Below are 23,732 nucleotides of genomic sequence, written 5' to 3'. Positions count from 1 at the left end.
CGAATTCGCCTGAGTGCCCGGGTCAACGCCTGGGCGCTTGGGCGGCGTCCGGGCCCAGACCATCTCCGCCGGCACGCGGCGGTCGCGCGCTCACCCTGCAGCGGGCCGGGCGAAGTCCGCGACGAGGTGGCGGCGCAAGAGTTTGCCAGTGGCGCTGTACGGCAGTGCGTCGACGATGAAGACATCGTCTGGGGTCCGCGAGCCACGCAGCCGAGCACGCAGGTAGGACCTCACCTCGTCCGTCGTGGGCGCCTGCCCGGGTTCGGCGACGACGGCCGCTGCCAGCCGCTCACCCCACTCGTCGTCGGGCAGGCCGAACACGGCGCAGTCCCGCACGCCCGGCATCCGCGCCAAGGCGTCCTCTACCTCGGCGGGCGCGATGTTCTCGCCGCCGCGGATGATGACATCGTCGCTCCGCCCGTCGACGTAGAGATAGCCGTCCTCGTCGAGCCGTCCCCGATCGCGGGTGGCGAACCAGCCGTCGGAATCGAGGACGCTCCCGATCCCGACGTAGGCTCCCGACACCTGCGGGCCGCGAACCACGATCTCCCCCACCGCCCCGGGCGCCAGCAGGTTTCCGCCGGCATCGCGGACGCCGATCTCCACGCCCGCCACCGCGCGGCCCGCACTGCCCAGTCGTGCGCGCGTCCGGGGCTCGGTCGCCGCGATCGCCCGGCGATGATCCTCGGGGCCGAGCACGGCGATCGTCGACGATGTCTCGGTCAGTCCGTACGCGTTCGTGAAATCCACCTCGGGAAAGGCATGGAGTGCGCGTTCCAGAACGGGAGTGGGCATCCGCGCCCCGCCGTAGGCGAGGGCCCGCAGGCTGGGCGCGTCGGCGAGCCCGCCGTCCAGGTGGTCCACGATCCGGGCGAGCATCGTCGGGACGACCATGGCGGAGGTGACGGACTCGCGCCGGACGGTGGTCAGCCAGCCGACCGGCGAGAACCGCGGGAGATGGACGACCCGGCGGCCGCTGTAGGTACTGGTGAGCGCCGACGCGACACCCGCGATGTGGTACGGCGGCACGGTCACCAGTTGGCTCTCGTCGATGCCCGCGCCGGCGAATTCCACCGTGCCCAGAACATAGGAGACGAGATTGGCATGCGTCAGGACGACGCACTTCGGCCTGCTCGTCGTACCGCTGGTGAACAGCAGAACGGCCGGATCGTCGTCGGCCGGGCAAGCCGGGCCGGCCGGTTCAGCAGCCAGTGCCTCCGCCAGGAACTCCTCGGTGGTGAGCACGACGCGCCCGGGTCGTCGCAGCGCCTCGGCGAAGTCCGCGTCGGCGATGACGAGCGGCCGCTCGAGCGTGGCGAGCAGTTCGTCCAGCGCCGGAGTCGAGAGCCGGTAGTTCAGTGGTACGGCCGGCACGCCGGCGTACGAACCGCCGAACAGGACGATCGGCAGGAGCGGCCCCATGACGGCGACGGTCGCCACGTGGGTGGCGCCGTGCTCGGCTGCGACGGTCGCCGCGCCTCGGCTCAGCGCCCCGAGGTCGACGTAGCTCGAGCCGTCGTCGTGCGATCCGATCGCGACGCGCTCCCCGTATCCGTCCACGGCCATGTCCAGCAGCAGTTCGATACCCATGACAACCCTTCGTGGCCTTCCGGTGATCCGCCGCGCCGGATTATGAAATGGTCCGCAGTGCCCGAACGGGACAGGCACTCACACCCCGGCCCGCGACCTCCTCCTTGCCCGCCGGCACCGCTCTCCCGTCGCCGACGGCGCTGTAGCCCTCGTCATCGAGCGGGAACAGCTCCGCATCGACGCCGGCGCACAGGCCGTGCGCCTCGCACCACGCGTCCGTCATCTCGATCTTCATTTCCCTCCTTCTGCCAGAGCCCTTCGCGGCTGTGCCGGCGGCTGTCGTGTCCGGCCGTCCTACTCGGCCGCGGCCGCCACGTCGGCGCGCAACAGGAGCGACTCGATCGGCTCGCCGCCGTCGAGCCGGACACGCAGGTCGTCGACGTCGACGTCGACGCCGATCGGGTTGTCCTCGAAGTACCGCGAGCGGAAGAACCGGTGCAGCTCCTCCCTCCGCGCGTAGTTGTCGACCTGGAACTCCACGCCGTTCCCGTCCGGGTCCCGGTAGTAGAAGGACGTCGTGGGTCCGTGGTTGACCGTCCAGTACGGCTCGATGCCCACCGCCTTCAGCCGGTCGTGCGTGTCGAGCAGATCGCGCAGGTCGCGGCGGGTGTACGCGACGTGGTCGACGGCGCGCGGCCGGCCCGGTGGCACGAACCTCCGGTCGTTGACGATGGCGACGCGGTGATGCTCGTCGTCATAGGTCAGGAAGCAGATGAAGTCGTTCTCGAAGGCGACGGACGCGTCCAGCGTCGTCAGGTACCAGTGCCGCAGCCGCGGCAGGTCGTTGGTGCGGTAGACGACGTGCGCGAATTTCAGCGGAGGAGCCATGGCGTCCTTCCTTCCTTGGCCGGCGGGCCGAGCGGGTTCATCGGTGTCCGCCGGGCGTGAACCGCAGGTCCAGGCGCTCGAGGCGATGGCCCAGCGGACCGCCGATGTAGTTGGGTTCGAACCCGGGCGCCAGGCTGAACGGGCCGAGCCGGGACAGCAGCTGCTCGAACCCGATGCGCAGCTCGGCGCGTGCCAGCGGGGCGCCCACGCAGAAGTGGCTCCCGTTGCCGAAGGCGAGATGCGAGCGGGCGTTCTCCCGCTCCGGCTCGACGTCGTCGGGACGGGGAAAGACCGAGTCGTCGCGATTGGCGGAACCGAACAGCACGAGCAGGCGTGATCCTGCCGGGATGTCGACCTCGCCGATGCGGGTGTCCGCGGTGGCGATCCGCGGGATGCCCAGCACCGGCGAGTCCCGGCGCAGCACCTCCTCGACGAAATTCGGGATCAGCGCGGGGTCGTCGCGAAGCCGCTCCTGTGCCCCGGCGTCGCGGGCCAGGGTGAGCATCCCCGAGTTGAAGGTGCTGGCGGCCGTCTCGTTCCCGCCCAGGATCAGCTGGGCGAAGATGTTCATCAGCTCGCCCGACTCGAGCGGGGTCTCACCGGCGTTGCCCGCCTGCAGGATCGCTGAGGCGAGGTCGTCGCGGGGGTCGGCGAGGCGGTCTTCGACGACCGCGCCGAAGTAGCGCTGAAACGCGACCCACTTGTGCGCACGTTCGACGAACTCGGCCTCGGGCACCACGCGCGCCCTGATGCCTTGGAGCGCCTCGGTCCATTCCCTGAACAACGGGAGGTCTTCGCGGGGCAGGCCCAGCGCGTCGCTGATCATGGTGAGCGGAAGCGGGCCGCTGAACTCGCTCAGCAACTCCACCCTTCCGCGGTCGACGAAGTGATCGATGCAGTCGTTCGCGACCGCACGGATCACCGGCTCGATCTTGGCCACCTGGCGGGGCGTGAACGCGCGGTTGACGAAGCCGCGGTGACGTTTGTGGGTCTCGCCGTCGGTGTGCGCGAGAGCCGGGCACTCCGGATAGCCCTCCGCCATGATCGTGTCGACCGACCGCGGCCGCTCGTTCAGCGTCAGCCGGGACGAGGCGAACCCGGGGTTGAACGCGGCCGAGAACGTGTCCGAGTTCCGCAACACCATCAGGACGTCCTCGTAGCGCGAGACCACGTAGCCGATGCCCGGCTGCTCACGGACGGGCTCGGAACGCAGCCGCTCGTAGTACGGGTACGGACAGGCGTCGTACAGACCCTGATCGATCGAGTTTGTCATCAAGGCTCCTTGCCAAGCCGGCGCCCGCCCGCGGCATCGGCCGGCGGACTCATACTGTCTTCGCTGGTCATCTCGGTCGGAACGGCCGCCGCGGCGGGATCCATCAGACGGGCGCGCCAGTACGCCCGGCCGCCGGCCGGATCGCGCGGAGCGGCCTTCTGGTCCGCGCGGCTCAGTACCCTCAGCTGGCACAGGACGTAGAGCGAGTCGTACAGCGGCGTCGAGATGCGGATGATGTCCTCGTCGCTGTTGAACACGCCCAGACCGGTACCGAGCCCGTCCAGGGCCCTGCCCAACGCGGCATGAGCGGGCTGCTGACCGTCCGGAGGATCGATCCGCAACGCCCGGCGCACCCCCGCCGCCACGATCGCCGCCGTTTCGCACAGCGCGCGGTCGTCGAGTTCGAACGCGCGCATCACCTTCTCGAACGTCGTGCCGTGTTCGTCGTGCGCGCCCAGCTCCACGCCGGGCACTCCGAACGGGACCGCCCCTTCGGGCAGCTCGGTCTCCGGAGCCCATCCCACGAACTCGAACGACGCGTCGGGATCGATGAACCGGCGGATGAGCCACGACGTCGCGACACGGTCGAGGTGCAGGTGCGATCGCGTCACCCACCTCATCCCGGCCTCCCCGGAATCACGCCCGGCATCGGGTGGTCAGTGGCTCGGCGGTTCACGCAGCGCGCCCTCGGGGAGCGGGCCGCCGGTCTCCACGCAGGTTCGCACGCGGAATCGCCAGTGGCCGTCGCCGCCCCGGACCAGCTCGGTGTGGTAGCGGCCGGTCGCCGCGACGTTGATCGAATCGGCCGTGGTCGCCACGACCATGTAGGTCCACCATGCGCGGGCGCCGTCCCCGTCCAGCTCGATGACCGGCTTGCCCGGCACGTGCATCAGGTGGACTCCCTTCTCGCGCATCGGTTCGACGTTGCCGCGCACGAAGTCCACGATGGCCTGGCGTCCGCGGGGAGTCGGCAGGGGCGACCCGTCGCCCCACACCTGGACGCCACCGACCGTCGCGGCTTCGGCGTCCTCGGTGAACAGGTCGCCCCACTCGTCGTAGCGTCCGAAGTCCACGAGGTGGCTGTACAGGGTGATCGTGCGTTCGATCGCCTCGCGATCGTCGTGGGCCGAAGGGCCGCTGGTCATGCCGTTCCTCCATCTGGTCCGGTCCGCGGCGGCTCGTCCGCGGTGGTCTCCTCCATCGCCGTCCCGGGCCATCGGTGTACGAGGCCCGCGACCGCCAGTTCCTCGATCTCCTCGTGCGAGTAGCCGAGTTCACCGAGGATCTCGTCCGTGTGCTGCCCGACGACGGCCGGCGGGACGTCGAGCCGAAGGTCGAGGTCGCGGAACTCCCACAGCGCCCCAGGTTGCTCGAGCCGGCCGTACTCCGCGTGCCGGTAGCTGGTCGCGAGCCCGCCCGCGCGGGCCTCGGCGTCGAAGAACTCCTGCTCGTGATCGCGCACGACGTGTTCGGCCGGGACGCCGGCGTCGTCCAGTTTCTTGACGAACCACTCGGCGTCCCGATCGGCGAGCGCGGCCGCCAGCTGCTCGTCGGTGTCCACCCGCGCGATGCGGCGCAGGGCGGCACGGTCGCCGTCCCGGAACGCGCACACCGCGACCCAGTCGTCGCCCGCCAACCGGTAGATGCGGTAGCCGGGACCGAGACCGGTCTGCTCGTCGTCGACCCTCGGGTACGCGGCGAGCCGCCCGTCCTCCAGGAGCATGGTCGAGCTGTTGGTGAGCGCCGCGATGCCGAGCATCGACACCGAGACGAACGCCCCCTCCCCCGTGACGTTGCGGCGCAGCAGAGCCATCAAGGCGGGCATCACCGATGCCATCCCGGACTGCACGTCCCACACTCCGAAGCGGTACCAGACCGGCCGGCCGGTCCGGGAGCCCGATTCGAGGGCCCATCCCGACGCGGCCGAGGCCGTGGGGTCGTAGCCGGGCCAGTCCTTCTTCTCACCGGTGTGCCCGTACGCGCTCACGTGGCAGAGCACCGCGCGCGGGTTCACCGCGCGCACGGTCTCGTGGTCGAGACCGAGCCTGGTCGCCGCACGCAGCCGAAGGTTGTGGTGCACGATGTCCGCGGACTTGATGAGCCGCTCCAGCACCGGCTGGCTGCGCTCGTCCGTCAGGTCGATGGCGAGCGAGCGCTTCCCGCGGTTCACACCGACGTACAGGGTCTCGAAGTTCCGGACCCGGTCGCCGCCGCGGGCGGGCTCGACCTTGATGACGTCGGCGCCGAGATCGGCGAGCAGCAGCGGCCCGCTCGGACCCGCGACGTACATCCCGAGGTCAAGGACGCGGACTCCCTCGAGCGGCCGGCGGACGGGCCTCCCGCCCGGCGCCCGCGGCCTCCGGGGCGGCGGCTCGCCCAGAGCGACTCCGTCGTGCTCACCGAGTCGCGGAGCGGGACCGTGCACCGTCGCCGGCGGATCCACGCCGAAGGGCGCGGCGGCCTGCCTGACCCGGCCCCACACCGGATCGGTGACATCGGCGACGTATCCGTTCGCGATCGCCTGCGGATCCGAGAACACCGAGCCGAGCGGCTCGACCGCCCCGACCGGCACGTCCCCCTCGTCGAAGGCCCGGATCCACTCGGCACGCGGCCGGCGGCGGAAGACGTCCCGGTACACCGCCAGTTGATCATCGGTCGGTGCCCAGCCCTCCACGGCGATGAAGTCGTGACCCGCTTCGAGCATCGTCTCGATGACGAGCGGGTGCTCGGTGTATCCCGTCAGTGTCGCGATCTGCATCCACTCGCCGTCGGCGCACTGGAACATGCAGCGGAGCATCCCCTCGCCGCCTCGGGTCAGCGGGATCTTCTCGGCGAGAGCGGCGCTCGGCCGCTCGGCGCGGTTCCACACCGGCATGAGAGCCGCCAGCATGCCCTGGAGCAGGCTCGTGTGGGCACACCCGCCGCGGCCGTTGGCGTCGCGCGCGATGAGCCGGGCCAGCACTCCGGCGGTGACCAGGTGCGTGGTCATCCAACTGGGAAGCGGCAGGCGCATGAAGATCGGGCCGGCGCGGTCTCCGGTGAGCTCGTCCATCGCGCCCGACCGCGCCTGGACGAGGATGTCGTAGCCCGGCCGGTCGGCGTCGGGGTGCAGAGCCGGGTAACCGAGCACGGCGGAGACGACGAGGCGCGGGAAGCGGGTCGTGAGCGTCTCGTCGTCCAGACCGAGCTCGGCCGCCTTGGCCGGACGCAGTCCGTGCACCAGGACGTCCGTGGTCGCGAGGAGGCCGGCCAGGCGGGCCCGGTCCGGCACGGAGCGCAGGTCGAGGGTGATCCCGCGCTTGCCGCGATTGGCGGTGGCGAACAGGGAGGCGTCTCGGAACGGGTCCCCGCCCGGGGGCTCGACCTTGATCACGTCCGCGCCGTACTCGGCCATCAGGCGGGTCGCCATCGGTCCGGCGATTCCCGTGGTCATGTCGATGACGCGCAGCCCGGCCAGCATCGCGCCGCTCATGATCGCGGCCTCCGACCCGGACGGCCGTCATCGGGATGGACGAGCCCCAGGGCGTCGAGCATGGTCCTGACGAACCCGCCCCACCAGCCGACGATGGCGACCAGTTCGAGAGCGCCGGCCTCCCCCCACTCCCCGCTGACGCGCTGCCAGGTGTCGGCGGCGACTCCCGTGCCGCGCGACAGTTCCTCCGTGAGGGCGAGCGCAGCCAGTTGCGCGGCGCTGAACAGGTCCGGCGGCGTGGGCGAGGCGCACGCCAGGGCGGCGATCTGGGAGTCGGTGAGGCCGGCCTCCCTGGCCATCGGCACGTGTTCGGCCCATTCGTACTGCACCTCGTCTCGCGCGGCCAGCAGGAGGATCACCGCCTCCCGGACGTCCGGTGGGATCACCGAATGGTTGTTCAGCGCGTCCGAGAGGAGAACGAAGGGCCGGAACAGGACGGACGCGTTGGCGAGCACCTGGAGGACCGTGTAATTCTGGCCGGTCGCTTCCAGCTTTCCGAGGACGCGGCTGACGTCGCCGTCAGTGTCGCGGCTCGTGCGGCGTGCGAACGCGCGGTGGTTGGGAGCGCGCATCGGCCCGGAACGCGGCAGCCTGGTGAGGGCCTGGCCGGCTGTGTCGTCGGGCATGGCCGTCACTCCCGCCCCGCGCCGGCGGCGGAGGCTTCCCCGGCGACCCGTCGCTCGCCCGGACCGGCGTCGGAGTCCTCGACGAACGTGGTGACGATCGCGCCGACGCCCTCGACGGTGGAGGTCAGCACGTCGCCCGGCCGCAGCCACCGGGGCGGCGTGCGGAACGCGCCCACCCCGGAAGGCGTGCCGGTGAAGATGAGGTCCCCGCCGAACAGCGTCAGCGTCCGCGAGAGCCGGGCGATCAGCTCGGGCACCGGGAACAGCAACGTGCTCGTCCGGCTCGCCTGGACCCGCTCCTCGCCGAGCAGGCACTCGATGGCGAGATCGTCAGGGTCGGCGAGTTCGTCGGGCGTCACGACGTACGGGCCGATCGGACCGAATCCGGGCCACGACTTGCCGAGCGAGTACTGGGGCGGTGCCGGCTTGCGCATCTGCAACCTGCGGTCCGACAGGTCCTGTCCCACCGTGACCCCGGCGACGTGCTCCCACGCCGACCGGACGGGGATGTCGCGGCCGCCGGTGCCGATCACCACGACGAGTTCGACCTCCCAGTCGGGCAGCATGCCGGAGGACAGGGCGACGGTCGCGTACGGCCCGGTGAGGGACGACGAGAACTTCGTGAACACCGTCGGATGCCGCGGCACCTCGGTGCCGGCCTCGTCCGAGTGGTCCAGGTAGTTGAAGCCGATGGCGAAGATCTGCCGCGGTCGCGGCACCGGAGGGCCGAGGCGTCCGGGGTCGACGGGCGTCGGGGTCCCCTTCGCCCGTGGGGCCCACCGGCGGAACTCCGGCCAGCTTTCGTAGATCTGCTGCGGGTCGGGCCCGAACGCCCCGTTCGAGCTCGTCGCGATGTCGATCGCCCCGTCCTCCCGAACGAGAACGGCGCGGCCGCCAAGGTTTCCGATTCGCATGTGGCTCCACCTGCGCTAGCTCGGTCAGGTCGGCTTCTTGTACTCGATGTCGAGGTCGGTCACCGGGCAGTCGACGACCGTTCCCCGCCGGCGCTCCGAGCGCACGACGTCGCCCCAGACCTGCAGCGCGTCCATCGCCGTGGAGAATCCGGCGTAGGGCGTGAGCATCACGAGCGCCTCGTGGATCCGCTTCGGGTCGATGCCGGCCTGGATCGCCCCGTGCAGGTAGTTGCGGATGGGGCCGTTCTGCACGGCGAGCGCCGTGATGGCGATCAGGATCCGGGTGTCGAAGTCCAGGCCGGGGCGCGTCCATACCGCCCCGAAGTTAAACTCCTCGGTCCATTCGAACATCTCCGGATCGAGGGCCCGCTGGATCGTCTCGAACGTGTCGGCCTTCTTGCCCTGCATCAGCAGCCGGATCTGCCGGCCGCCGTCCTTGTCCGTCCTCATGTGCTGGGTCTCCTCGCGCTCGGCGGCCCATGACGCGGCCGGTCGCCACCGCGGTCCGCGCGGTCCGCCGCTCACCGCCGACCAATAATGAACAGTGATAGTTAATCTTAGCGGGGCCACCGGCGCAAGGCTCAACGGGTTCCGAGCCGATCCCTGTTCACGGCCGTCAGGCGAACATCGCGCCGCGGTCGACGACCAGCGCGACGCCCGACACCGAACGCGCCGCATCCGAGCACAGCCACAGGGCGGCGGCGGCCACGTCGTCCGCGGTCGACATCGGTCGCGACGCCCACCGCGCGCCCACGTCGGCGTCGCGACCGATCGACGCCCGCAGCAGCGGCGTATCGGTGCCGCCCGGGCAGATCGCGTTGACGCGCACCGGGCCTCCCGCGTGCTCCCCGGCCGCGGTCTTGGTGAGACCGACGACGCCGTGCTTGGACGCCGCGTATGCGCCGACTCCCGGTGGCGGCCGCAGGCCGGCCGTCGATGCCGTGTTGACGATGGCGCCCCCGCCGTGCGCGGTCATGTGCCGCAGCTCGGCCCGCATGCACAGGAAGACGCTGGTGAGGTTGACGCGGATCAGCCGGTCCCACTCCGACACGCTCATCTCCGCGAGGGGCGTACGGGGCGCGCTGACACCGGCGTTGTTGAACGCGCAGTCCAGGCCGCCGAACCGGTCGACCGCTCGGGCCACCAGCGCCTCCACCTGCGCTTCGTCCGAGACATCGGCGCACTGGTGGTCAGCGGATCCACCGGCGGAGCGGATGCTCTCGACGGTGGATCTCGCACCGGCGTCGTCCACGTCCGCGACGAGCACGTCGGCACCCGCGGCGGCGAACTGCCGGGCGGCGGCCTGGCCGATGCCGCTACCGCCACCTGTGACGAGCACCGCCTTGCCCTCGAAGGAACCGGTGCTCACGGCGATGCGCTTTCGTGCCTCTTCTCCACACCATGCCCTTCTGGTCCGGTCGGCGGACCTGCCGTCGACCACCGGACGACGCCCTGGAGCCATCCGCCCAGGGCGATCGAGAAACTCAACTTGTACGTACCAGTTGGAATCCTGGAGTACATGATGCCCCCATCCGGCGCCGCTGTCACGGGGCAGCGTCGAGAGCGCGGTCGAGCAGCTCCTCGGCTATCGCATGCAGGCGCCGCCCGGTGCGCGGATCACCGGTTCCCTCGAGACTGCGGGCCAAGCTGCCTTCCAGGAGCACCGCCATCCGGTAGGCGGCCAGGCAGCGAAACCACGGGAAGTCCTCGAGCCCCTGCGGGGCCAGCTCAGCGTAGCGATCGACGGCGTCGGTGCTGTCCGTACAAGTCCAGCCGGCTGCCGGCGGCCAGGAGGTCAGCGTCCCGGGCCAGCTGACGACGAGATGCGCGAGGTCGAGCCGCACGTCGCCGAGCGTGGCGAGTTCCCAGTCGACGATCGCGGCGATGCGGCGCCCATCGGCCGCGACGAGCATGTTGCCGAAGTGCAGGTCGCCGTGCAGCAGCCCGAACCGCTGCTCGCGCGGGTAGCGGCGCGTGAGCCTCGCGTGGACGGCGGACGCGGCGGCCAGCGAATCCGCCCGGTATCCGCCGATTCCGCGGTAGCCGTCCAGCGTGCGCGTCCAGCGAGCGACCTGTCGCTGCGCCCAATCGGCACTTCTGCCGAGATCAGACAGCCCCACGGCGGCCGGATCCACCATCGCGAGCCCCGCCACGGCCTCCCCGGCCGCGAGCGCGATTCCGCGCTGCGCGGCCGGGCTGTCACGAACAGGCCCCGGAAGTTCGGCGACGGCGTTGAAGCCCGCGACGAAGGCCGTCACCAGGAACGGCCCGCCGAGCACGCGGGATTCGGTCTCGGCTCCCACCAGCCTCGCGTGCGGCACCTCCGTCCGGGCCAGCGCGCCGAGGACCCGGGCTTCCCGCCCGATCATTCCCGGCCCGCCGGCGACCGGCCGCGGCGGCTGGCGCAGGACGTACTCGGACTCGCCGAACAGGAACCTGATCAGGAGGTTCTGCGTGCCTCCGTCGATCCGCCGGAGGCCGGTGGGGGTCGAGCCGGCGCACCCCTGTCGACTCATCCAGGCCGCCAGGCGCCGGCTCCATTCCGGCGAGCCGACCCGCGGGCCGGGCGCAGCCACGATCAGCTCACCGTCGCGTACTTGCGCAGTTCGCCGCGCGCCAGCGCCATCTTGTGCACCTCGTCCGGCCCGTCCGCGAACCGCAGCGCCCGCTGCACCGCATAGTGCCGGGCGAGCGGGTAGTCATCGCTCATTCCGGCGGCCCCGTGCACCTGCATGGCCCGGTCGATGATCCGGCCGGCGATCGACGGCGCAGCGATCTTGATCTCGGAGATCTCCACGGCCGCGGCCTGGTTCCCGACCGTGTCCATCAGCCAGGCGGCGCGCAGGGCCAGGAGCCGCAGCATGTCGATCTCCAGCCTGGCCTCGGCGATCCAGTCCCCGATGTTCGCGCGCGTGGCGAGCGGGCTGCCGAACGTCTCCCGGGCGAGCGCGCGGCGGCACATCAGTTCCAGAGCGCGCTCCGCCGCGCCGACGGATCGCATGCAGTGGTGGATCCGCCCCGGCCCGAGCCGCGCCTGGCCGATGGCGAAGCCGTCACCCGGCGCCCCGATCAGGTTCGCGGCCGGTACCCGGACGTCGTCGAACTCGACCTCGCAGTGGGTCTCCGGGTCCCAGTACCCCAGGAGTGGCAGCGGCCGGACGATCCGCACGCCCTCGGCGTCGACCGGCACGATGATCTGCGACTGCTGCCGGTGCCGCCCGGCGCCCGGATCGGTCTTGCCCATGACGATGAAGAACGCGCAGGCGGGGTGACCGGCGCCGGTCACCCACCACTTCCGGCCCCGCACGACGTATTCGTCGCCGGCGCGCACGATGCGGGTGGCGATGTTCGTCGCATCGCTCGATGCGACGTCGGGCTCGGTCATGGCGAACGCCGAGCGGACCGTCCCGTCGAGAAGCGGGCGCAGCCAGCGGTCCTTCTGCTCCGGCGTGCCGAACATGGACAGCAGTTCCATGTTCCCGGTGTCCGGCGCGCTGCAGTTGAACGCCTCGGAGGCGATCAGCGACCGGCCCATGATCTCGGCCAGGGGCGCGTAGTCGAGGTTGGTCAGCCCCGCCCCCTCGTCCGGATGCGGGTGGAACAGGTTCCAGAGGCCGGCGGACCGCGCCCGCGTCTTCAGCTCCTCCATGACCGGCGGGTAGGCGCCGGTCCCCCTCCACTGGTCGTCGAAGGCGGCCTCCGCCGGGTACACCCATCGGTCCATGAACTCGATCAACCGGCCGCGCAGTTCCGCGCTGCGGGCCGACGGTGTCAGATCCATTCCGTCCTCGCGCTGTATAGCGGGCTACTAACCTAACGGCGGTTAGGTTATGCTTCGGGCGCCGGGCTGTCCAGGCATCTCGAAGGAGAAGCTGTGATCGAGTCACTCGAAGGTCGTACCGCCGTCGTGACCGGCGGTTCCCGGGGCATCGGCAAGGCGATCGCGGCTCGCTACGCGGCCGCCGGAGCCAACGTCGTGATCGTTTCCCGGCGCGAGGAGTCGTTGCGGGCGGCGGCGGCCGAGCTGGGCGAGCGGGCCGCCTGGTACGCGGCCAGTGTCCGGGACCCCGATGCTCCGGAGCGCACCATGCGGCTCGCGGTGGAGCGATTCGGGGGGATCGACATCCTCGTCAACAACGCGGCCGTGAACCCGTTCTTCGGATCCCTGCTCGAGATCTCGGCCGAACAGCTCGCGGTGACCGCGGAGGCGAACCAGGCCGCTCCGCTGCTCTGGACCCAGGCGGCCGTGGCGGCCGGGCTCGGGCGTACGGGCGGGGGCGCCGTCGTGAACGTCGCGTCGATCGGCGGCCTGGTCACCGAGCCCGGCCTGGGCTACTACAACGCCACCAAGGCCGCGCTTCTGCATCTCACCCGGCAACTTGCCGTCGAGCTGGCGCCGCGCGTCCGCGTCAACAGCATCGCCCCGGGAATCGTCCGCACGGACATGGCGCGCGTTCTCTGGGAGGAACACGAGGCCGAGGTCCGCTCGAAGACCCCGCTCGGCCGGATCGGGGAGCCCGCGGACGTGGCGGCCGCAGCCCTGTTCCTCTCCGCCCCGAGCAGCTCATGGATCACCGGCAGCATGCTGGTGATCGACGGCGGCATGTCGCTCCTCTGACCGGGCCGTCATCCCCCCGGCTCGAGCCGGCCGCCGAGCAGGTCCTTGATGATCAAGGCGACGTAGCCGTCGGCCACGTTCTCCAGGGAGCGGCCGCGCTCCGGCCGATACCACCGGCTCAGGCCGTTCACCATGTCCAGCGCCGCGAACGCGACGAGGTCCGGCGCACTGGACCGCAGTTCGCCCGTGCGCACGCCGTCGGCGATCAGTGCGGCGATCGTTCGCTGGTAGCGACGCCGCGAGCGCTGGACCTTCGCGATGACCTCGGACGGCAGCGAGTTGATCTCCCGATCGGCCACCCAGAGGGCGTCGGCGTGCTCACAGAGGTAGACGATCTGCCTGCGCAGGAGGGCCGCCAGGAGCTCGCCGCCGGATCGCCCCTCGTCGCGAGCCGCTCGCGCGAACGGCTCCTGCGACGCGATCAGGTCCTCGGAGACCGACTCGACGATGGCCTGGAGCAGATCGGTCTTCGACCGGAAATGGTGGTAGAGGGAAGCGGATTTGATGTCCGCGGCGTCCGCGATGTCCCGCATGCCGACATGGTGGTAGCCGCGCTCACGGAACAGGCGGCTGGCGATGTCCACGAGCTGGGCGCGGCGCTCGCCGGTGGGCAGCCGCCGCCGGCCGGTCGGCTGTCTGGGCGACGTCATCGCCGGAAGTCTCCCATACACCGGCGCGGGCGATCCGGCACCGCGTGGTCCGCCGCAGGACGCGGCCGATACTCGTCAGGGCCGGCCGTCGATGAACACGGACTTCGTGTTCAGGTAGCCCTCGAGCGCCGCCATGCCGTTCTCCCGGCCCCAGCCGCTCATCTTGTACCCGCCGAACGGCACCGCCGGGTCGCCGAGCAGGTACGTGTTCACCCACACCGTGCCCGCCTGCAGGCGGGCGATGACCCGGTGCGCTCTGCCGAGGTCCCGGGTCCACACCCCGCTCCCGAGCCCGAACTCGGTGTCGTTCGCGCGGGCGAGCACCTCGTCGACGTCGTCGAACGGCAGCACGCACATCACCGGGCCGAAGATCTCCTCACGGGCCACGCGCATGTGGTCGGCCGTGTCGGACAGCACGGTCGGGGCCACGAAGTAGCCGCTCCCGAGCGTGCCCGCGGTCAACCGACGCCCGCCCACGGCCACGTGCGCGCCCTCCTCCTGACCGATACGGATGTAGCCGGTCACCCTCTCGAGTTGCTCGGCCGACACGACCGGGCCGATCTGGGTCGCCGGGTCGAGGCTGTCGCCGACCCTGAGCTCCGCGGCGAAGCGGCTGATCGTCTCAACGGCCTGCTCGTAGATCGGCCGCTCGACGTACACGCGGCTGCCGGCGACGCAGGCCTGGCCGGAGTTCCAGAAGACGCCCATGGCGGCGGCGGGGAAGGCCCGGTCGAGGTCGGCGTCGGCGAAGACGATGTCGGGGGACTTTCCGCCGAGTTCCAGCGTGACCCGCTTGAGGTTGCCGGCGGAGGCCCGCACGATCGACTGCCCGGTCGCCGTCGACCCGGTGAAGCAGACCTTGTCCACGCCGGGGTGGTTCACCAGTGCGGCGCCGGCCGACTCGCCGAAGCCGTTGACGACGTTCACCACGCCGTCCGGCAGGCCGGCCTCCTGCATGATCTCGGCGAGCTTCACGGCGACGAGCGGCGCCTGCTCGGCCGGCTTCAGCACCATCGTGCAGCCGGTGGCGAGAACCGGCGCGATCTTCCAGAGCGCGTTGGAGATCGGACCGTTCCACGGTACGACCGCGGCCACGACGCCGACCGGTTCGCGCACCGTGTACGAGAAGACGTCCGGCCCGATCGAGTTCGGGATCGTCTCGCCATGGATCTTCGTCGCCGCGCCGGCGAAGTACCGCAGCACCTCGGCACAGGTCTCGACCCGGGTGCGCGGATCCGGCCCGATCGGCGAGCCCATGTCGAGCACCTCGAGGAACCGCAGCTCTTCGGCGTGGTCGACCAGCGCGTCGGCGAGCCGCCACATCAGAGCCTGGCGCTGCGCCGGCGTCGTCCGGCTCCACGGACCCTCCAGCGCCCGCCGCGCCGCGGCGACCGCACGGTCCACGTCCGCGGCGCCGCCGGCCGCGACCCGGGCGAGGACCTCACCGGTCGAGGGGTTGACCGACTCGAACGTCTCGCCCGAGGCCGCCTCGGCCCATTCGCCGTCGATGAAGAGGGGCTTGACGCCGTCGGACAGAAAGGCCAGCACCCGTTCCGGGATCGGTGCCAACTGCTCGATCGGCGCGCCCGCGTCGGACGCCGTACCGGTTCGGGTGGTGCTGCTCATGACCCTGTCCTAACTCGGAGCGGGACGGATCGCTTCACCGGTCCCACCTGGCTTGCGAAGCTGGTTCTTGTGCCGCCGGACCTCAAGGACGCCGTCACCGCGGAACGAAGGTGGCGCCGAACGCGCGCGCCTTCTGCGGATGGTTGAGAAAGGCACCGAGCTGCGGCTTGTCGAGCTGCCCGGACACTCGCTTGGTCATCGCCTTCGATCCGTCGTCCGGATCGCAGTCGAACTCCAGGAGGTGCAGGTACAGGGGCCCCTCCCCGACGACGTCGTACGGGCTGATCAGTGTCAGACCCGGCGTCCCGCTCGTGGCGAGCGGCGGGATGTGGACGAAGTCCGCCCAGTCGCGCAGGGACTGCACGGCGTCGGCGTCGTGGCGATCCCTGGCATCGAGCAGCGTGATCATCAGTCCCGCCGTCGGGCGGTTCGAGAGCCGGCCCTGAGTCGGGCGCACCGTCCGCCGGTAGCGCAGCCCCGGCGAGTCAGGGCTCGGCTGGCCGGGCTCGAGCGCGGTGAGGCCGAGCAGTTCGATGTCGTAGGCGTTGGACTCGCCGGGCAGCGGCTTGCTGATCCGCCACGAGGTGTCGCCTCGCCCGTCGAAGCTCAGGTACAGCTCTTGCGCCGCGACCGAGTACGTGTCCACTGTGCAGCCTCCACTATTGCCAGGGCGGGAAAGGGGTGTGGCGTTCGACGACGCCGTTGCGGATGGGCCGCGCTCAGTCCGAGCTCGGCAGCCGTTTGGGACCTTGAACCGACAGGGGTTCGGAACCGATCGACAGCGTGCCCTGACCGGCCTTGGTCACGAGTACCTCGAGGTCTCCCCCGTCGGTGTAGCGCTTGCCGAGCTCGGCACCGCCGGCGAACGCGGGAACGATCGGCCGCGGATCGCGGCCGTCCAGGTCGCGTGTCATGGGCACCCCGCCGCAACGCAGGTCCTGCGCGGTCGATGGGGCGCGGACGACGATCACCTGGGTGTCGCAGGTGGTGCTGCGAAGCCGGATGCCGGGCTTCAGGAGCTCACCGGTCATGCCCAATGCCCCTTCGTGCGGAACGCCATGCTCGTCTTCCTGTTGTGGAACTCGGTCTTGGGCTCCAGCCCGGCCCTGAGGACCTCGCTGGGCCGCGGCGCCCCGATCCGGTCGGCCACCCCGGCGAGATGGACGCGGTCCAGGCGCGTGTAGCACTGGAGGGCGTTGTCGCCGAGCATGCCCCGCACCTCACGGAGCGGCAGGTCGTGGTAGGTGTTGGCGATGGCGACGTGCGTCATGGGCACATCGTTCCGGTCCTCCTGGTAGCACCAGGTGCCTTCGGCGTGCGGGTAGTCCGAGCCCCACATCAGGCGCTCGCTGTAACCGTCCCTGACCGCGGCTTCGGCCTCGGGCCTCGATTGGAAACTCGCGCCGATCCAGACGTGCTCGCCGATGTACTCGCTCGGCCGCCTCGGCAGAGAGGCGCGAAGCGGACCGCTCTGCATGTAGTCGTAGATGGAGTCCAGCTCTTCCATCGCGTCGACGAGCCAGGCCCCCGGATGTTCGGTCAGGACCAGGCGCAGGCCCGGATGCCGCTCGAACACGCCCATCAGCGTCAGGATCGTCAGCGAGCGGCGGCACCACCAACCGGAATCCATCAGGCCGATCGCACCGCCGTACGGACTCTTCCAGTACCGATGGGTCGGGGGTGCGGCGCTGATGTGGGTCGTGAGCGGCAGCTCGTGTTCGGCGCACGTCGCATAGAAGGTCTCGAAGAGCTCATCGTCGAGCGGCGGCATGCCCGGCGCGTCGGCGGCCGGGAAGTTGATCCCGCCCAGGCCCGCGGAGGCCGCCCATTCGACCTCTCGGATGCTGGCTTCGAGGTCCCATATCGGCAGCTGCGCCAGTCCGACGAACCGCCCGGGGGCGCTCGCGCAGAAGTCCGCCAGCCACCGGTTGTAGATGCGCCGGCCCGCCGCGAGCAGTTCGAGCTCCCCGGTGTTGACGCTCTGGATGTTGCCGAACAGGTTGTTCGCGTCGAACGGGAGCGGGACGAAGTTCTGACTTCCGTGGAACAGCACCTCTGCCGCGATGCCGTCATCGTCCATGTCGCGCAGTCGAGCGACCGGGTCGTAGTGGCCCTCGCTCCGCTGGTTCCAGGCCATCGCCGCGGTCAGTTCCCGGCCGATACCGCGCGCGCGCATCGCGGCGACGATGTCGTCGGGTTCGACGGGAATGGGACCGATCTTCGCCGCGAAGGCGTCGAACTCCTCGAGATGGCGCCGTTCGCAGTACGGGCGGAGGTCCTCGACCAGGCGCGGCCCGACGTGAGCGTCCGCCGAGATGATCAGGAGACGCCGGTCGGCCGCCGGCGACGCCACTTCCTCAACGACCGTCATCTCTGGTTCCTCCATGCTCGCCCGCGGCGACACTGCCGAGTCATTACTATCACTGTTAGTTTAACACCCGCGGCGCGCGCTGCGAAGCCCCCGGCGCCGGGCCGCCGGAGACCGGGACGAACGGGCGGCGCTGCTAAACTCGCCTGCGTGACGCGAGGCCGACCGAAGATCCCGGTGCTCTCCCGCGAGCGCATCATCAAAGCGGCCCTGAGGATCGTCGACGAGGAGGGTCTCGACGCGCTGACCACGCGTCGCCTCGCCGCCGATCTCGGCGTCAAGGGCGCGTCGCTCTACAACCACTTCCGCGACAAGGACGACATCCTCGTCGCGGTGGCCGAGTACGCCCTGACACGGGTGCCCGAGCGCATGCTCAAGGAGGATGTCGCCCCCCAGCAGTTGCTCCTGTGGGGGGTCGTCGCGCTGCGCGACGCACTCCTCGCCAACCCGAATCTGATTCCGATCTTGATCCGGCACCCTTCGCTCGGCCGGGCCAACCGGGAGGCGGTCACGGCCCGTCTCATCGAGGGCGGCATTCCGGTGGAGGACGTCCTCCTGCTGCACGAGTCGCTCGAGCGATGGGCCATCGGCAACGCGGTGAGCGAGACGGCCGATCCGACCGCGTCCGCGATCGACCCGGAGACGGCGAAGCACTACCCCGCGCTGTCGAAGGCCGCCGAGCGCCGGCAGAAGACCTCGCACGAGATGTTCGAGACGGTGGCCGCCAGCATCATCCGGACGGTGCTCGAGGCCGCCGAACCGGCGAGCCGGCCCGGCTAGTCCCCTGCCGGGTCCGCGCGACACCGACCGGCGTCGGCTCACCACAGCAGTCATCTGCGCCATCCCGCCCACTACGCCTGCTTTCGCAGCTCTTCGGGGAGCAGATCACCGAGCAGCCGTCCCGCCCATCTCGGGTCCACCACCTCCAGATAGAAGCCGAACGGTGTCCGGTGCAACGCGAACCGGCTCGGCCGGCCTTGGTCGTCCGCGACGGTCGCCGCGAGCTCCCATCCGCGTGCCTGCAGGTCGGCGACGTCGGCGGAGAAGGCGTCCGTCCACACACCGATGTGGTGGAACCGCGAGCCCTCCACCAGAGGATCGAAGGGCGTCCCCTCCTCCACGGTGAACAGTTCGATGGCCGGCGAAGGCCCGGACGAGTACACCGAACGGATACGGACATCGGTTCTCCGACCGCCGTGGAAGACGCACAGCGGATAGTCGAGGACGTCCCGCCACCGCACTCCCGTCGACGCGAGGTCGGCCATCGCCTCCTCGATGCTCGCCACAGAGAGCGCCAGGTGGAAATAGGGCTGGATGATCATCGCGCGGGCCGCCAGAACGTGGCCAGCAGCGCGGCCGCACCGCCGAATCCGAGAACCGTCGCCGTCAAGAAGCCCGGCCAGCCGGGGGGATCGAACCAGCCGAGCCCGCGGTCGACGGACCACCGTCCCGCGCCGACGCCGGCGAGCCCGACCGCGACGAACGTCAGGACCATCACGTACTCGTAGCCCTCACCGGGCCGGAAGACGAAGAAGCCGTTCCGGCGGTGGTTCGTGGCCCAGGCGACGACCATCGTGCCGATGATCCCGGCACAGGCCACCGGTGTGAGGGCGCCGAGGGCGAGCAGCGTCCCGGCACTGATCTCGGTCAGGCCGGCCGACCAGGCGTGCAGGATGCCCGGCCGCATCCCGAGGCCCTCGAACCAGCGGGCCGTCCCGGCGATCTTCCCGCCGAGGGCGATGTGGTGGTAGCCGTGGGCGACGAACACGATCGCGACCGAGACACGGACGATGAGCAGCGACAGGTCAGCCGCCGAGTTCACAGGCACACTCTCTCCTTGGTCACTGCGGTACGCGTCAGCGGCACGCCGTCCCCTCCTCCGCGGCACCTTCGTCGATGAGCCGCTGGACCTCGCCGGGAGCGAGGCCGAGCACCTCGGTCAGGACTTCGCGGGTGTGCTCGCCGAATTCGGGCGCCGGCACCTGCGGCGGCGGGTCGATACGTTCGGAGAAGAACGGCGCGTTCTCCACGATGAGCGGTCCGAGCCCTGGCTGCCGGAGCTGCTTCAGGTACTGGCGCGCGGAGAGATGGGGGTCGTCCCCCAGCTCCGTCGCCCTCACCATGGCTCCGGCAGGGATGCCGGCCGCCTGCAGGAGGTGCTGGACGGCTCGGGGCTCAAGGTTCGACGTCCAGAGGCCGACACGGGCGTCGATCCGCTCCCGGTTCCGCAGGCGCCCCGCGGTCGTGCGCAATGCCGGTTCATCAGCCAGGTCGGCCAGCCCCGCCACCTGGCAGAAGCGTGCCCACTCCTCGTCGCCGCGCACGGTGATGACACACCACTCGTCGCTGCCCGCGCACGGGTAGACGCCCCAGGGGGCACCCTCGTCGCTGCGGTTCCCCTTCGCGCTGACAGCGCCGGGCCGCAGGCTCTCGAGGGCGACGAACTCGGACAGCTGCATGAGGATCGCCTCGACCTGCGCCCCTTCTACGTGAGCCCCCCGGCCTGTACGGCGCCGCGCGATGAGCGCGGCCAGCCCGGCCGCCGCCATGACGCGGGCGGCGTAGTGATCCGGATACACGGTGTTGCCGTCGGCGAACGCCGAGGGACCGTCGGGGTACCGCCACAGGCTGGACAGCCCGGACGCGCATCGGACCAGCGGGCCGTAGCCCATCCAGCGCGCCCAGGGGCCCGTGCTTCCCATCGCGCTGCTCGTGACCATCACGATGCCGGGATTGACCTGGGCCAAGGTGTCATAGCCGAGCCCGAGCGACTCGAGCGTGCCCGGCTTGAAGTTGGACAGGACGAGGTCCGACTCGGCGGCGAGTGCCGTGAACAGCGTCCTTCCACGGTCGCTGCGCAGGTTGAGCCCGATGCTGCGCTTACCGCGATGCCCCGAGGCGAAGTTCGCGTTCATCATCCCGCCCCGGGCCACCCGTGCCCCGTCCGGGTAGGCGCGATTCTCGACCTTGATGACGTCGGCACCGAGGTCCGCGAAGAGCCGTCCGGTCTCGGCTCCGTAGACGATGACGCCGAGGTCGAGCACCCGGATTCCACCGAGTGGCCGGCGGCGCGGGGCGCCGGCGGTGGCGACGGGCGCGCCTGTCGCTCGGGCATCGGTCAGTTCCGTCAGGAGCGGTGCGTTGTGCTCGCCGGGGTCGGGCGCGCGCGTCCGGATTCCGAGGCGGCAGCCGTTGAACTCGACGAACCCGGTGGGGACGCTCGCCTCCACTCCCGTGGCTATCTCGTGCCGCGCGATCGCCCGCCTTTCGAGGTAATGCCCGGTCGAGACGACCTCCTCCGGACCGAGCACCGGAGCGCAGGGCACGCCGCGAGCCTGGCCCTCCTGAACGAGTTCGGCCATCGACCTGCCCTTGAACAGCAGGCTGACGTGCCGGCGGATCTCGCCGGCCCGCGCGAAACGTGTGAAGATCGCGTCCAGGGCGTCGTCCATCAGGTCTTCCGGATCGCCGAGCCACGAGCGCATCGCCCGCCACTGCCGCGGGCTGAGCAGCACCACCCGCACGAACCCGTCAGCGCACTCGAAGATCGGATACATGTCCGGCGCAGGGCGTCGGCGGGCCGGTGTCGTCGCGGCGACACCCACATCGGCTCCGGCCGATGCGGTGCCGACCATGCCCATGGCGGGATCGAGGATCTGCCCGGTCGCTTCCAGGAGCGAGAAGTCGATGTGGTCGCCCGTTCCCGTCTCCATCGCGTTCCACAGCCCGACGAGCGCCGCGAACGAGGCCTGGACGGCCGCCGCCTCCGCCGGCAGGGCGGCGGGTGGCATGAGGGGGTACCGGTCGCCGATCCTCGACCGGCTCAGGTATCCGGACATCGCCGTGTGCACCCATGGGCTCCCGGCCCAGTCGCGATAGGGACCGGTCTGGCCGAAGTCGGTGACCGAGAGCACCACGAGCCGCGGGTGGCGCGCGCGCAGCTCGGCGATGGAGAGGCCCGCCGCGGCCGGCGAGCCCGGCGCGGTCGATTCGATCCAGAGGTCGACCGTGGCCAGCATCGCCTCGAATCGGCCGCGGTCGCCGGCGTCCGCCAGGTCGAGCGTCAGACTCTGTTTGTTGGCATTCCGGACCGCGAACGAGATGCTCATCCCGTCGTGGAACGGCCCCCTGCGGCGAGACGACGAGCCCCCCGGCGGTTCGAGCTTGATGACCGTCGCACCGAGGTCGGCAAGGTACCGGCCGCACATCTCCGCCTTGTCCGCCATCTCCAGCACGCGTACACCGTGGAGCGGCAGGGCTCCGACAGACGGCACGCTCATCAGACCACCTCGCAAGGAGAGGATTCGTCACGTGACTTGTCACTACCGGTCAGACGCCTGCGTTGCCCGCTCCAGTGTCGGCGCGGACCCTGGAGGCCGCCCGAAACAACGAGTCAGTGCGCCGCTCTCGACGGGGGACGCCCCGGCCGCCAACTCATACATGTAATGACAAGTGCTAAAGTTGCATGGTTCCCCGGTCAGGTCAAGGCTTGACCGAAGTCCCGCTACGCGCGATTCAGACACCGGAGGTCGACGCATGCACCCCAGACACGACCCGCCGGGCGCCTCCGCTGCTCGGCGCGGGTTCTTCGCGGTGGCCCCGGCACCTCTGCCGTGAGCCGGAATGGTCTTGCGGCGCGGCATACTGAAGCGGTGCCCTCATCGCCTGGTGACCGTGCCCGAGCAGAGAACGATCCCGCCGAGGCGCGCCCGAAAGGCCGAAAGGCCGGCCGCCCCTTGTCCTCGGACGACTGGCAGTCGCCCTGGAACGCGAAGATCCCGCGGTACCGGCAGCTCGCCGCGGATCTGATCAGCGCGATCGAGGGCGGCCGGCTCCGCGTCGGGGACGAACTGCCGTCCGAGAACGAGCTGTGCGAGCTGTACGGCGTCAGCCGCACGACCGTGCGCGAGGCGTTCCGGCTCGTCGAACTCGAAGGTCTCGTCTCACGGCAGCAGGGTGCGGTCCGCAAGGTGATCGCGGCGGGACTGCGCGGGTACACCCTCTCGCTCGGGTCGGAGGAGGAGACACGGCAGTACGCCGCCGAGAACATCGTCGACTACCGCCCGAACAAGCGGGGCATGTCGGCGAAGAAGGCCGCCGAGCTGGACATCCCCGATCCGGAGATGTACCGCTCCGCGTCCGGCCTGCACTGGGAGCGGGCCGAAGGCGGCCACCTGGCCGGGTTCGCGCCGCGGCAGGTCCAGACCCGCCTGCCCATCGCGTTCACCACCGTGTACATCAGGCATCCGTACAGCGAGATCGTCGACTCGCTGCACGGCCCGTCGTCGATCGTCTTGTTCGCTCCGATCTGCGCCGGCTACGGCCTGGCGCTGTCCCACATCGATCAGACCTCGTCGGCGATGCTCATCCCGCCGGCGATCGCCCGGCGGCTGGGGTGCGAACCCGGCGAACCCGGCCTGCGGGTGATCCACCGCTTCTACGCCGAGAAGATCGGGTTGATGGAGCTCACCGACGAGATCTATCCGGCGGATCGGTTCAGCCTCTTCCATCGCTTCAACGTCGTCTCACCCCCCAAGGGCCGTGAACGCGGGCGCAAACGGGCGACCGACTGAAACCGGCCCGCCCGGATCCACCGTCGGCGCCGTCGGTCCCCACAGGTCCATGGCCGTCGCCGACTCAGTCGGCACGCGCGGTGTCCGCCGCTTACTGCTTCCTCACGTTGTCCGCGCGAAGTCGATACACAGTGCGCGGCACCATCACCAGCTCGCGCCCATGGACCGCGAGAGCACCCGCTCCTGACCGCGTG

At 70.6% G+C, this 23,732-nt stretch carries 24 protein-coding genes; 3 read left to right on the top strand and 21 right to left on the bottom strand.

Annotated features, from left to right (window positions below):
• Positions 1–90: 90 nt before the first annotated feature.
• The 13 genes from ACZ466_RS44675 to ACZ466_RS44615 form a co-directional block, all read right to left on the bottom strand.
• Complete coding sequence (locus tag ACZ466_RS44675; RefSeq protein WP_464041935.1) at positions 91–1,668, bottom strand: class I adenylate-forming enzyme family protein; 1,578 nt, start codon at positions 1,666–1,668, stop codon at positions 91–93.
• Entirely contained in the window at positions 1,631–1,825 is a 195-nt protein-coding gene (locus tag ACZ466_RS44670) for a ferredoxin (protein ID WP_378282179.1), read from the bottom strand. Before ACZ466_RS44670 ends, ACZ466_RS44675 begins: the two co-directional genes overlap by 38 nt.
• 59 nt (positions 1,826–1,884) lie before the next feature.
• Complete coding sequence (locus tag ACZ466_RS44665; RefSeq protein WP_378282180.1) at positions 1,885–2,418, bottom strand: VOC family protein; 534 nt, start codon at positions 2,416–2,418, stop codon at positions 1,885–1,887.
• Between the two features lie 37 nt (positions 2,419–2,455).
• The gene (locus tag ACZ466_RS44660) at positions 2,456–3,691 is read right to left on the bottom strand and encodes a cytochrome P450 (protein WP_378282181.1); all 1,236 of its coding nucleotides are present in this window, start codon (positions 3,689–3,691) and stop codon (positions 2,456–2,458) included.
• Positions 3,691–4,311 carry a chromate resistance protein ChrB domain-containing protein gene (locus ACZ466_RS44655; RefSeq protein ID WP_378282182.1) on the bottom strand — a complete coding sequence of 207 codons (621 nt, stop codon included), beginning with the start codon at positions 4,309–4,311 and terminating at the stop codon, positions 3,691–3,693. Before ACZ466_RS44655 ends, ACZ466_RS44660 begins: the two co-directional genes overlap by 1 nt.
• Positions 4,312–4,347: 36 nt before the next feature.
• Positions 4,348–4,836 (bottom strand): nuclear transport factor 2 family protein, encoded by a 489-nt coding sequence (locus ACZ466_RS44650; protein WP_378282183.1) that lies wholly within the window; start codon positions 4,834–4,836, stop codon positions 4,348–4,350.
• Positions 4,833–7,163 (bottom strand): CaiB/BaiF CoA transferase family protein, encoded by a 2,331-nt coding sequence (locus ACZ466_RS44645; protein WP_378282184.1) that lies wholly within the window; start codon positions 7,161–7,163, stop codon positions 4,833–4,835. The genes ACZ466_RS44650 and ACZ466_RS44645 overlap by 4 nt, the downstream gene beginning before the upstream one ends.
• The gene (locus ACZ466_RS44640; RefSeq protein WP_378282185.1) at positions 7,160–7,789 is read right to left on the bottom strand and encodes a carboxymuconolactone decarboxylase family protein; all 630 of its coding nucleotides are present in this window, start codon (positions 7,787–7,789) and stop codon (positions 7,160–7,162) included. Before ACZ466_RS44640 ends, ACZ466_RS44645 begins: the two co-directional genes overlap by 4 nt.
• Positions 7,790–7,794: 5 nt before the next feature.
• The gene (locus ACZ466_RS44635; protein WP_378282186.1) at positions 7,795–8,703 is read right to left on the bottom strand and encodes a fumarylacetoacetate hydrolase family protein; all 909 of its coding nucleotides are present in this window, start codon (positions 8,701–8,703) and stop codon (positions 7,795–7,797) included.
• Between the two features lie 24 nt (positions 8,704–8,727).
• Positions 8,728–9,153: a carboxymuconolactone decarboxylase family protein gene (locus ACZ466_RS44630; RefSeq protein ID WP_378282187.1), complete on the bottom strand. Its 426-nt coding sequence runs from the start codon at positions 9,151–9,153 to the stop codon at positions 8,728–8,730.
• Between the two features lie 166 nt (positions 9,154–9,319).
• Positions 9,320–10,072 carry an SDR family NAD(P)-dependent oxidoreductase gene (locus ACZ466_RS44625; RefSeq protein WP_378282188.1) on the bottom strand — a complete coding sequence of 251 codons (753 nt, stop codon included), beginning with the start codon at positions 10,070–10,072 and terminating at the stop codon, positions 9,320–9,322.
• A gap of 175 nt (positions 10,073–10,247) precedes the next feature.
• Positions 10,248–11,279, bottom strand: a complete 1,032-nt coding sequence (locus ACZ466_RS44620) for a phosphotransferase family protein (protein WP_378282189.1) — start codon at positions 11,277–11,279, stop codon at positions 10,248–10,250.
• A 2-nt stretch (positions 11,280–11,281) separates the two neighbouring features.
• Positions 11,282–12,484, bottom strand: coding sequence for an acyl-CoA dehydrogenase family protein (locus ACZ466_RS44615; protein ID WP_378282190.1), 1,203 nt, complete (start codon positions 12,482–12,484; stop codon positions 11,282–11,284).
• Positions 12,485–12,577: 93 nt separating this feature from the next.
• On the opposite strand from ACZ466_RS44615, the gene ACZ466_RS44610 reads away from it, so the two are divergent.
• On the top strand, positions 12,578–13,321 hold the full coding sequence (locus ACZ466_RS44610) for an SDR family oxidoreductase (protein WP_378282191.1): 744 nt from the start codon (positions 12,578–12,580) through the stop codon (positions 13,319–13,321).
• Between the two features lie 8 nt (positions 13,322–13,329).
• Here ACZ466_RS44610 and ACZ466_RS44605 read toward each other — a convergent pair whose 3' ends face one another.
• The 5 genes from ACZ466_RS44605 to ACZ466_RS44585 all read right to left on the bottom strand — a co-directional run bounded on the left by ACZ466_RS44605 (position 13,330) and on the right by ACZ466_RS44585 (position 17,968).
• Complete coding sequence (locus ACZ466_RS44605; protein ID WP_378282192.1) at positions 13,330–13,971, bottom strand: TetR/AcrR family transcriptional regulator; 642 nt, start codon at positions 13,969–13,971, stop codon at positions 13,330–13,332.
• A 75-nt stretch (positions 13,972–14,046) separates the two neighbouring features.
• Entirely contained in the window at positions 14,047–15,597 is a 1,551-nt protein-coding gene (locus ACZ466_RS44600; RefSeq protein ID WP_378282193.1) for an aldehyde dehydrogenase family protein, read from the bottom strand.
• 94 nt (positions 15,598–15,691) lie between these two features.
• On the bottom strand, positions 15,692–16,243 hold the full coding sequence (locus tag ACZ466_RS44595; protein WP_378282194.1) for a hypothetical protein: 552 nt from the start codon (positions 16,241–16,243) through the stop codon (positions 15,692–15,694).
• A 73-nt stretch (positions 16,244–16,316) separates the two neighbouring features.
• Positions 16,317–16,628 (bottom strand): hypothetical protein, encoded by a 312-nt coding sequence (locus tag ACZ466_RS44590; protein WP_378282195.1) that lies wholly within the window; start codon positions 16,626–16,628, stop codon positions 16,317–16,319.
• The gene (locus ACZ466_RS44585; RefSeq protein ID WP_378282196.1) at positions 16,625–17,968 is read right to left on the bottom strand and encodes an amidohydrolase family protein; all 1,344 of its coding nucleotides are present in this window, start codon (positions 17,966–17,968) and stop codon (positions 16,625–16,627) included. Before ACZ466_RS44585 ends, ACZ466_RS44590 begins: the two co-directional genes overlap by 4 nt.
• A gap of 174 nt (positions 17,969–18,142) precedes the next feature.
• Between ACZ466_RS44585 and ACZ466_RS44580 the strand changes: the two genes are divergently transcribed.
• Entirely contained in the window at positions 18,143–18,745 is a 603-nt protein-coding gene (locus tag ACZ466_RS44580; protein ID WP_378282197.1) for a TetR/AcrR family transcriptional regulator, read from the top strand.
• A 71-nt stretch (positions 18,746–18,816) separates the two neighbouring features.
• Here the strand turns inward: ACZ466_RS44580 and ACZ466_RS44575 are convergent, their stop codons facing one another.
• From ACZ466_RS44575 to ACZ466_RS44565, 3 genes are read right to left on the bottom strand one after another with little or no spacing between them, the layout of a single operon-like run.
• Positions 18,817–19,287 (bottom strand): VOC family protein, encoded by a 471-nt coding sequence (locus tag ACZ466_RS44575; protein WP_378282198.1) that lies wholly within the window; start codon positions 19,285–19,287, stop codon positions 18,817–18,819.
• A complete protein-coding gene (locus tag ACZ466_RS44570; protein WP_378282199.1) occupies positions 19,284–19,787 on the bottom strand; it encodes a DoxX family protein in 504 nt (167 codons plus the stop codon). The genes ACZ466_RS44575 and ACZ466_RS44570 overlap by 4 nt, the downstream gene beginning before the upstream one ends.
• A gap of 34 nt (positions 19,788–19,821) precedes the next feature.
• The gene (locus ACZ466_RS44565; RefSeq protein WP_378282200.1) at positions 19,822–22,245 is read right to left on the bottom strand and encodes a CaiB/BaiF CoA transferase family protein; all 2,424 of its coding nucleotides are present in this window, start codon (positions 22,243–22,245) and stop codon (positions 19,822–19,824) included.
• A gap of 456 nt (positions 22,246–22,701) precedes the next feature.
• On the opposite strand from ACZ466_RS44565, the gene ACZ466_RS44560 reads away from it, so the two are divergent.
• Positions 22,702–23,538 (top strand): GntR family transcriptional regulator, encoded by an 837-nt coding sequence (locus ACZ466_RS44560; RefSeq protein WP_378282201.1) that lies wholly within the window; start codon positions 22,702–22,704, stop codon positions 23,536–23,538.
• The last annotated feature ends 194 nt before the right edge of the window (positions 23,539–23,732 follow it).

Source organism: Actinomadura rugatobispora (genome assembly GCF_055379765.1).
This window is presented reverse-complemented; position numbering and strand designations above follow the sequence as displayed.

Bases quoted from the DNA above. Each gene is read 5' to 3' on its own strand.
- ACZ466_RS44605 (WP_378282192.1), bottom strand. From the start codon at position 13,971: ATGACGTCGCCCAGACAGCCGACCGGCCGGCGGCGGCTGCCCACCGGC.
- ACZ466_RS44575 (WP_378282198.1), bottom strand. From the start codon at position 19,287: ATGATCATCCAGCCCTATTTCCACCTGGCGCTCTCTGTGGCGAGCATC.
- ACZ466_RS44640 (WP_378282185.1), bottom strand. From the start codon at position 7,789: ATGCCCGACGACACAGCCGGCCAGGCCCTCACCAGGCTGCCGCGTTCC.
- ACZ466_RS44665 (WP_378282180.1), bottom strand. From the start codon at position 2,418: ATGGCTCCTCCGCTGAAATTCGCGCACGTCGTCTACCGCACCAACGAC.
- ACZ466_RS44600 (WP_378282193.1), bottom strand. From the start codon at position 15,597: ATGAGCAGCACCACCCGAACCGGTACGGCGTCCGACGCGGGCGCGCCG.
- ACZ466_RS44565 (WP_378282200.1), bottom strand. From the start codon at position 22,245: ATGAGCGTGCCGTCTGTCGGAGCCCTGCCGCTCCACGGTGTACGCGTG.
- ACZ466_RS44630 (WP_378282187.1), bottom strand. From the start codon at position 9,153: ATGAGGACGGACAAGGACGGCGGCCGGCAGATCCGGCTGCTGATGCAG.
- ACZ466_RS44660 (WP_378282181.1), bottom strand. From the start codon at position 3,691: ATGACAAACTCGATCGATCAGGGTCTGTACGACGCCTGTCCGTACCCG.
- ACZ466_RS44670 (WP_378282179.1), bottom strand. From the start codon at position 1,825: ATGAAGATCGAGATGACGGACGCGTGGTGCGAGGCGCACGGCCTGTGC.
- ACZ466_RS44615 (WP_378282190.1), bottom strand. From the start codon at position 12,484: ATGGATCTGACACCGTCGGCCCGCAGCGCGGAACTGCGCGGCCGGTTG.
- ACZ466_RS44585 (WP_378282196.1), bottom strand. From the start codon at position 17,968: ATGACGGTCGTTGAGGAAGTGGCGTCGCCGGCGGCCGACCGGCGTCTC.
- ACZ466_RS44590 (WP_378282195.1), bottom strand. From the start codon at position 16,628: ATGACCGGTGAGCTCCTGAAGCCCGGCATCCGGCTTCGCAGCACCACC.
- ACZ466_RS44645 (WP_378282184.1), bottom strand. From the start codon at position 7,163: ATGAGCGGCGCGATGCTGGCCGGGCTGCGCGTCATCGACATGACCACG.
- ACZ466_RS44655 (WP_378282182.1), bottom strand. From the start codon at position 4,311: ATGAGGTGGGTGACGCGATCGCACCTGCACCTCGACCGTGTCGCGACG.
- ACZ466_RS44650 (WP_378282183.1), bottom strand. From the start codon at position 4,836: ATGACCAGCGGCCCTTCGGCCCACGACGATCGCGAGGCGATCGAACGC.
- ACZ466_RS44635 (WP_378282186.1), bottom strand. From the start codon at position 8,703: ATGCGAATCGGAAACCTTGGCGGCCGCGCCGTTCTCGTTCGGGAGGAC.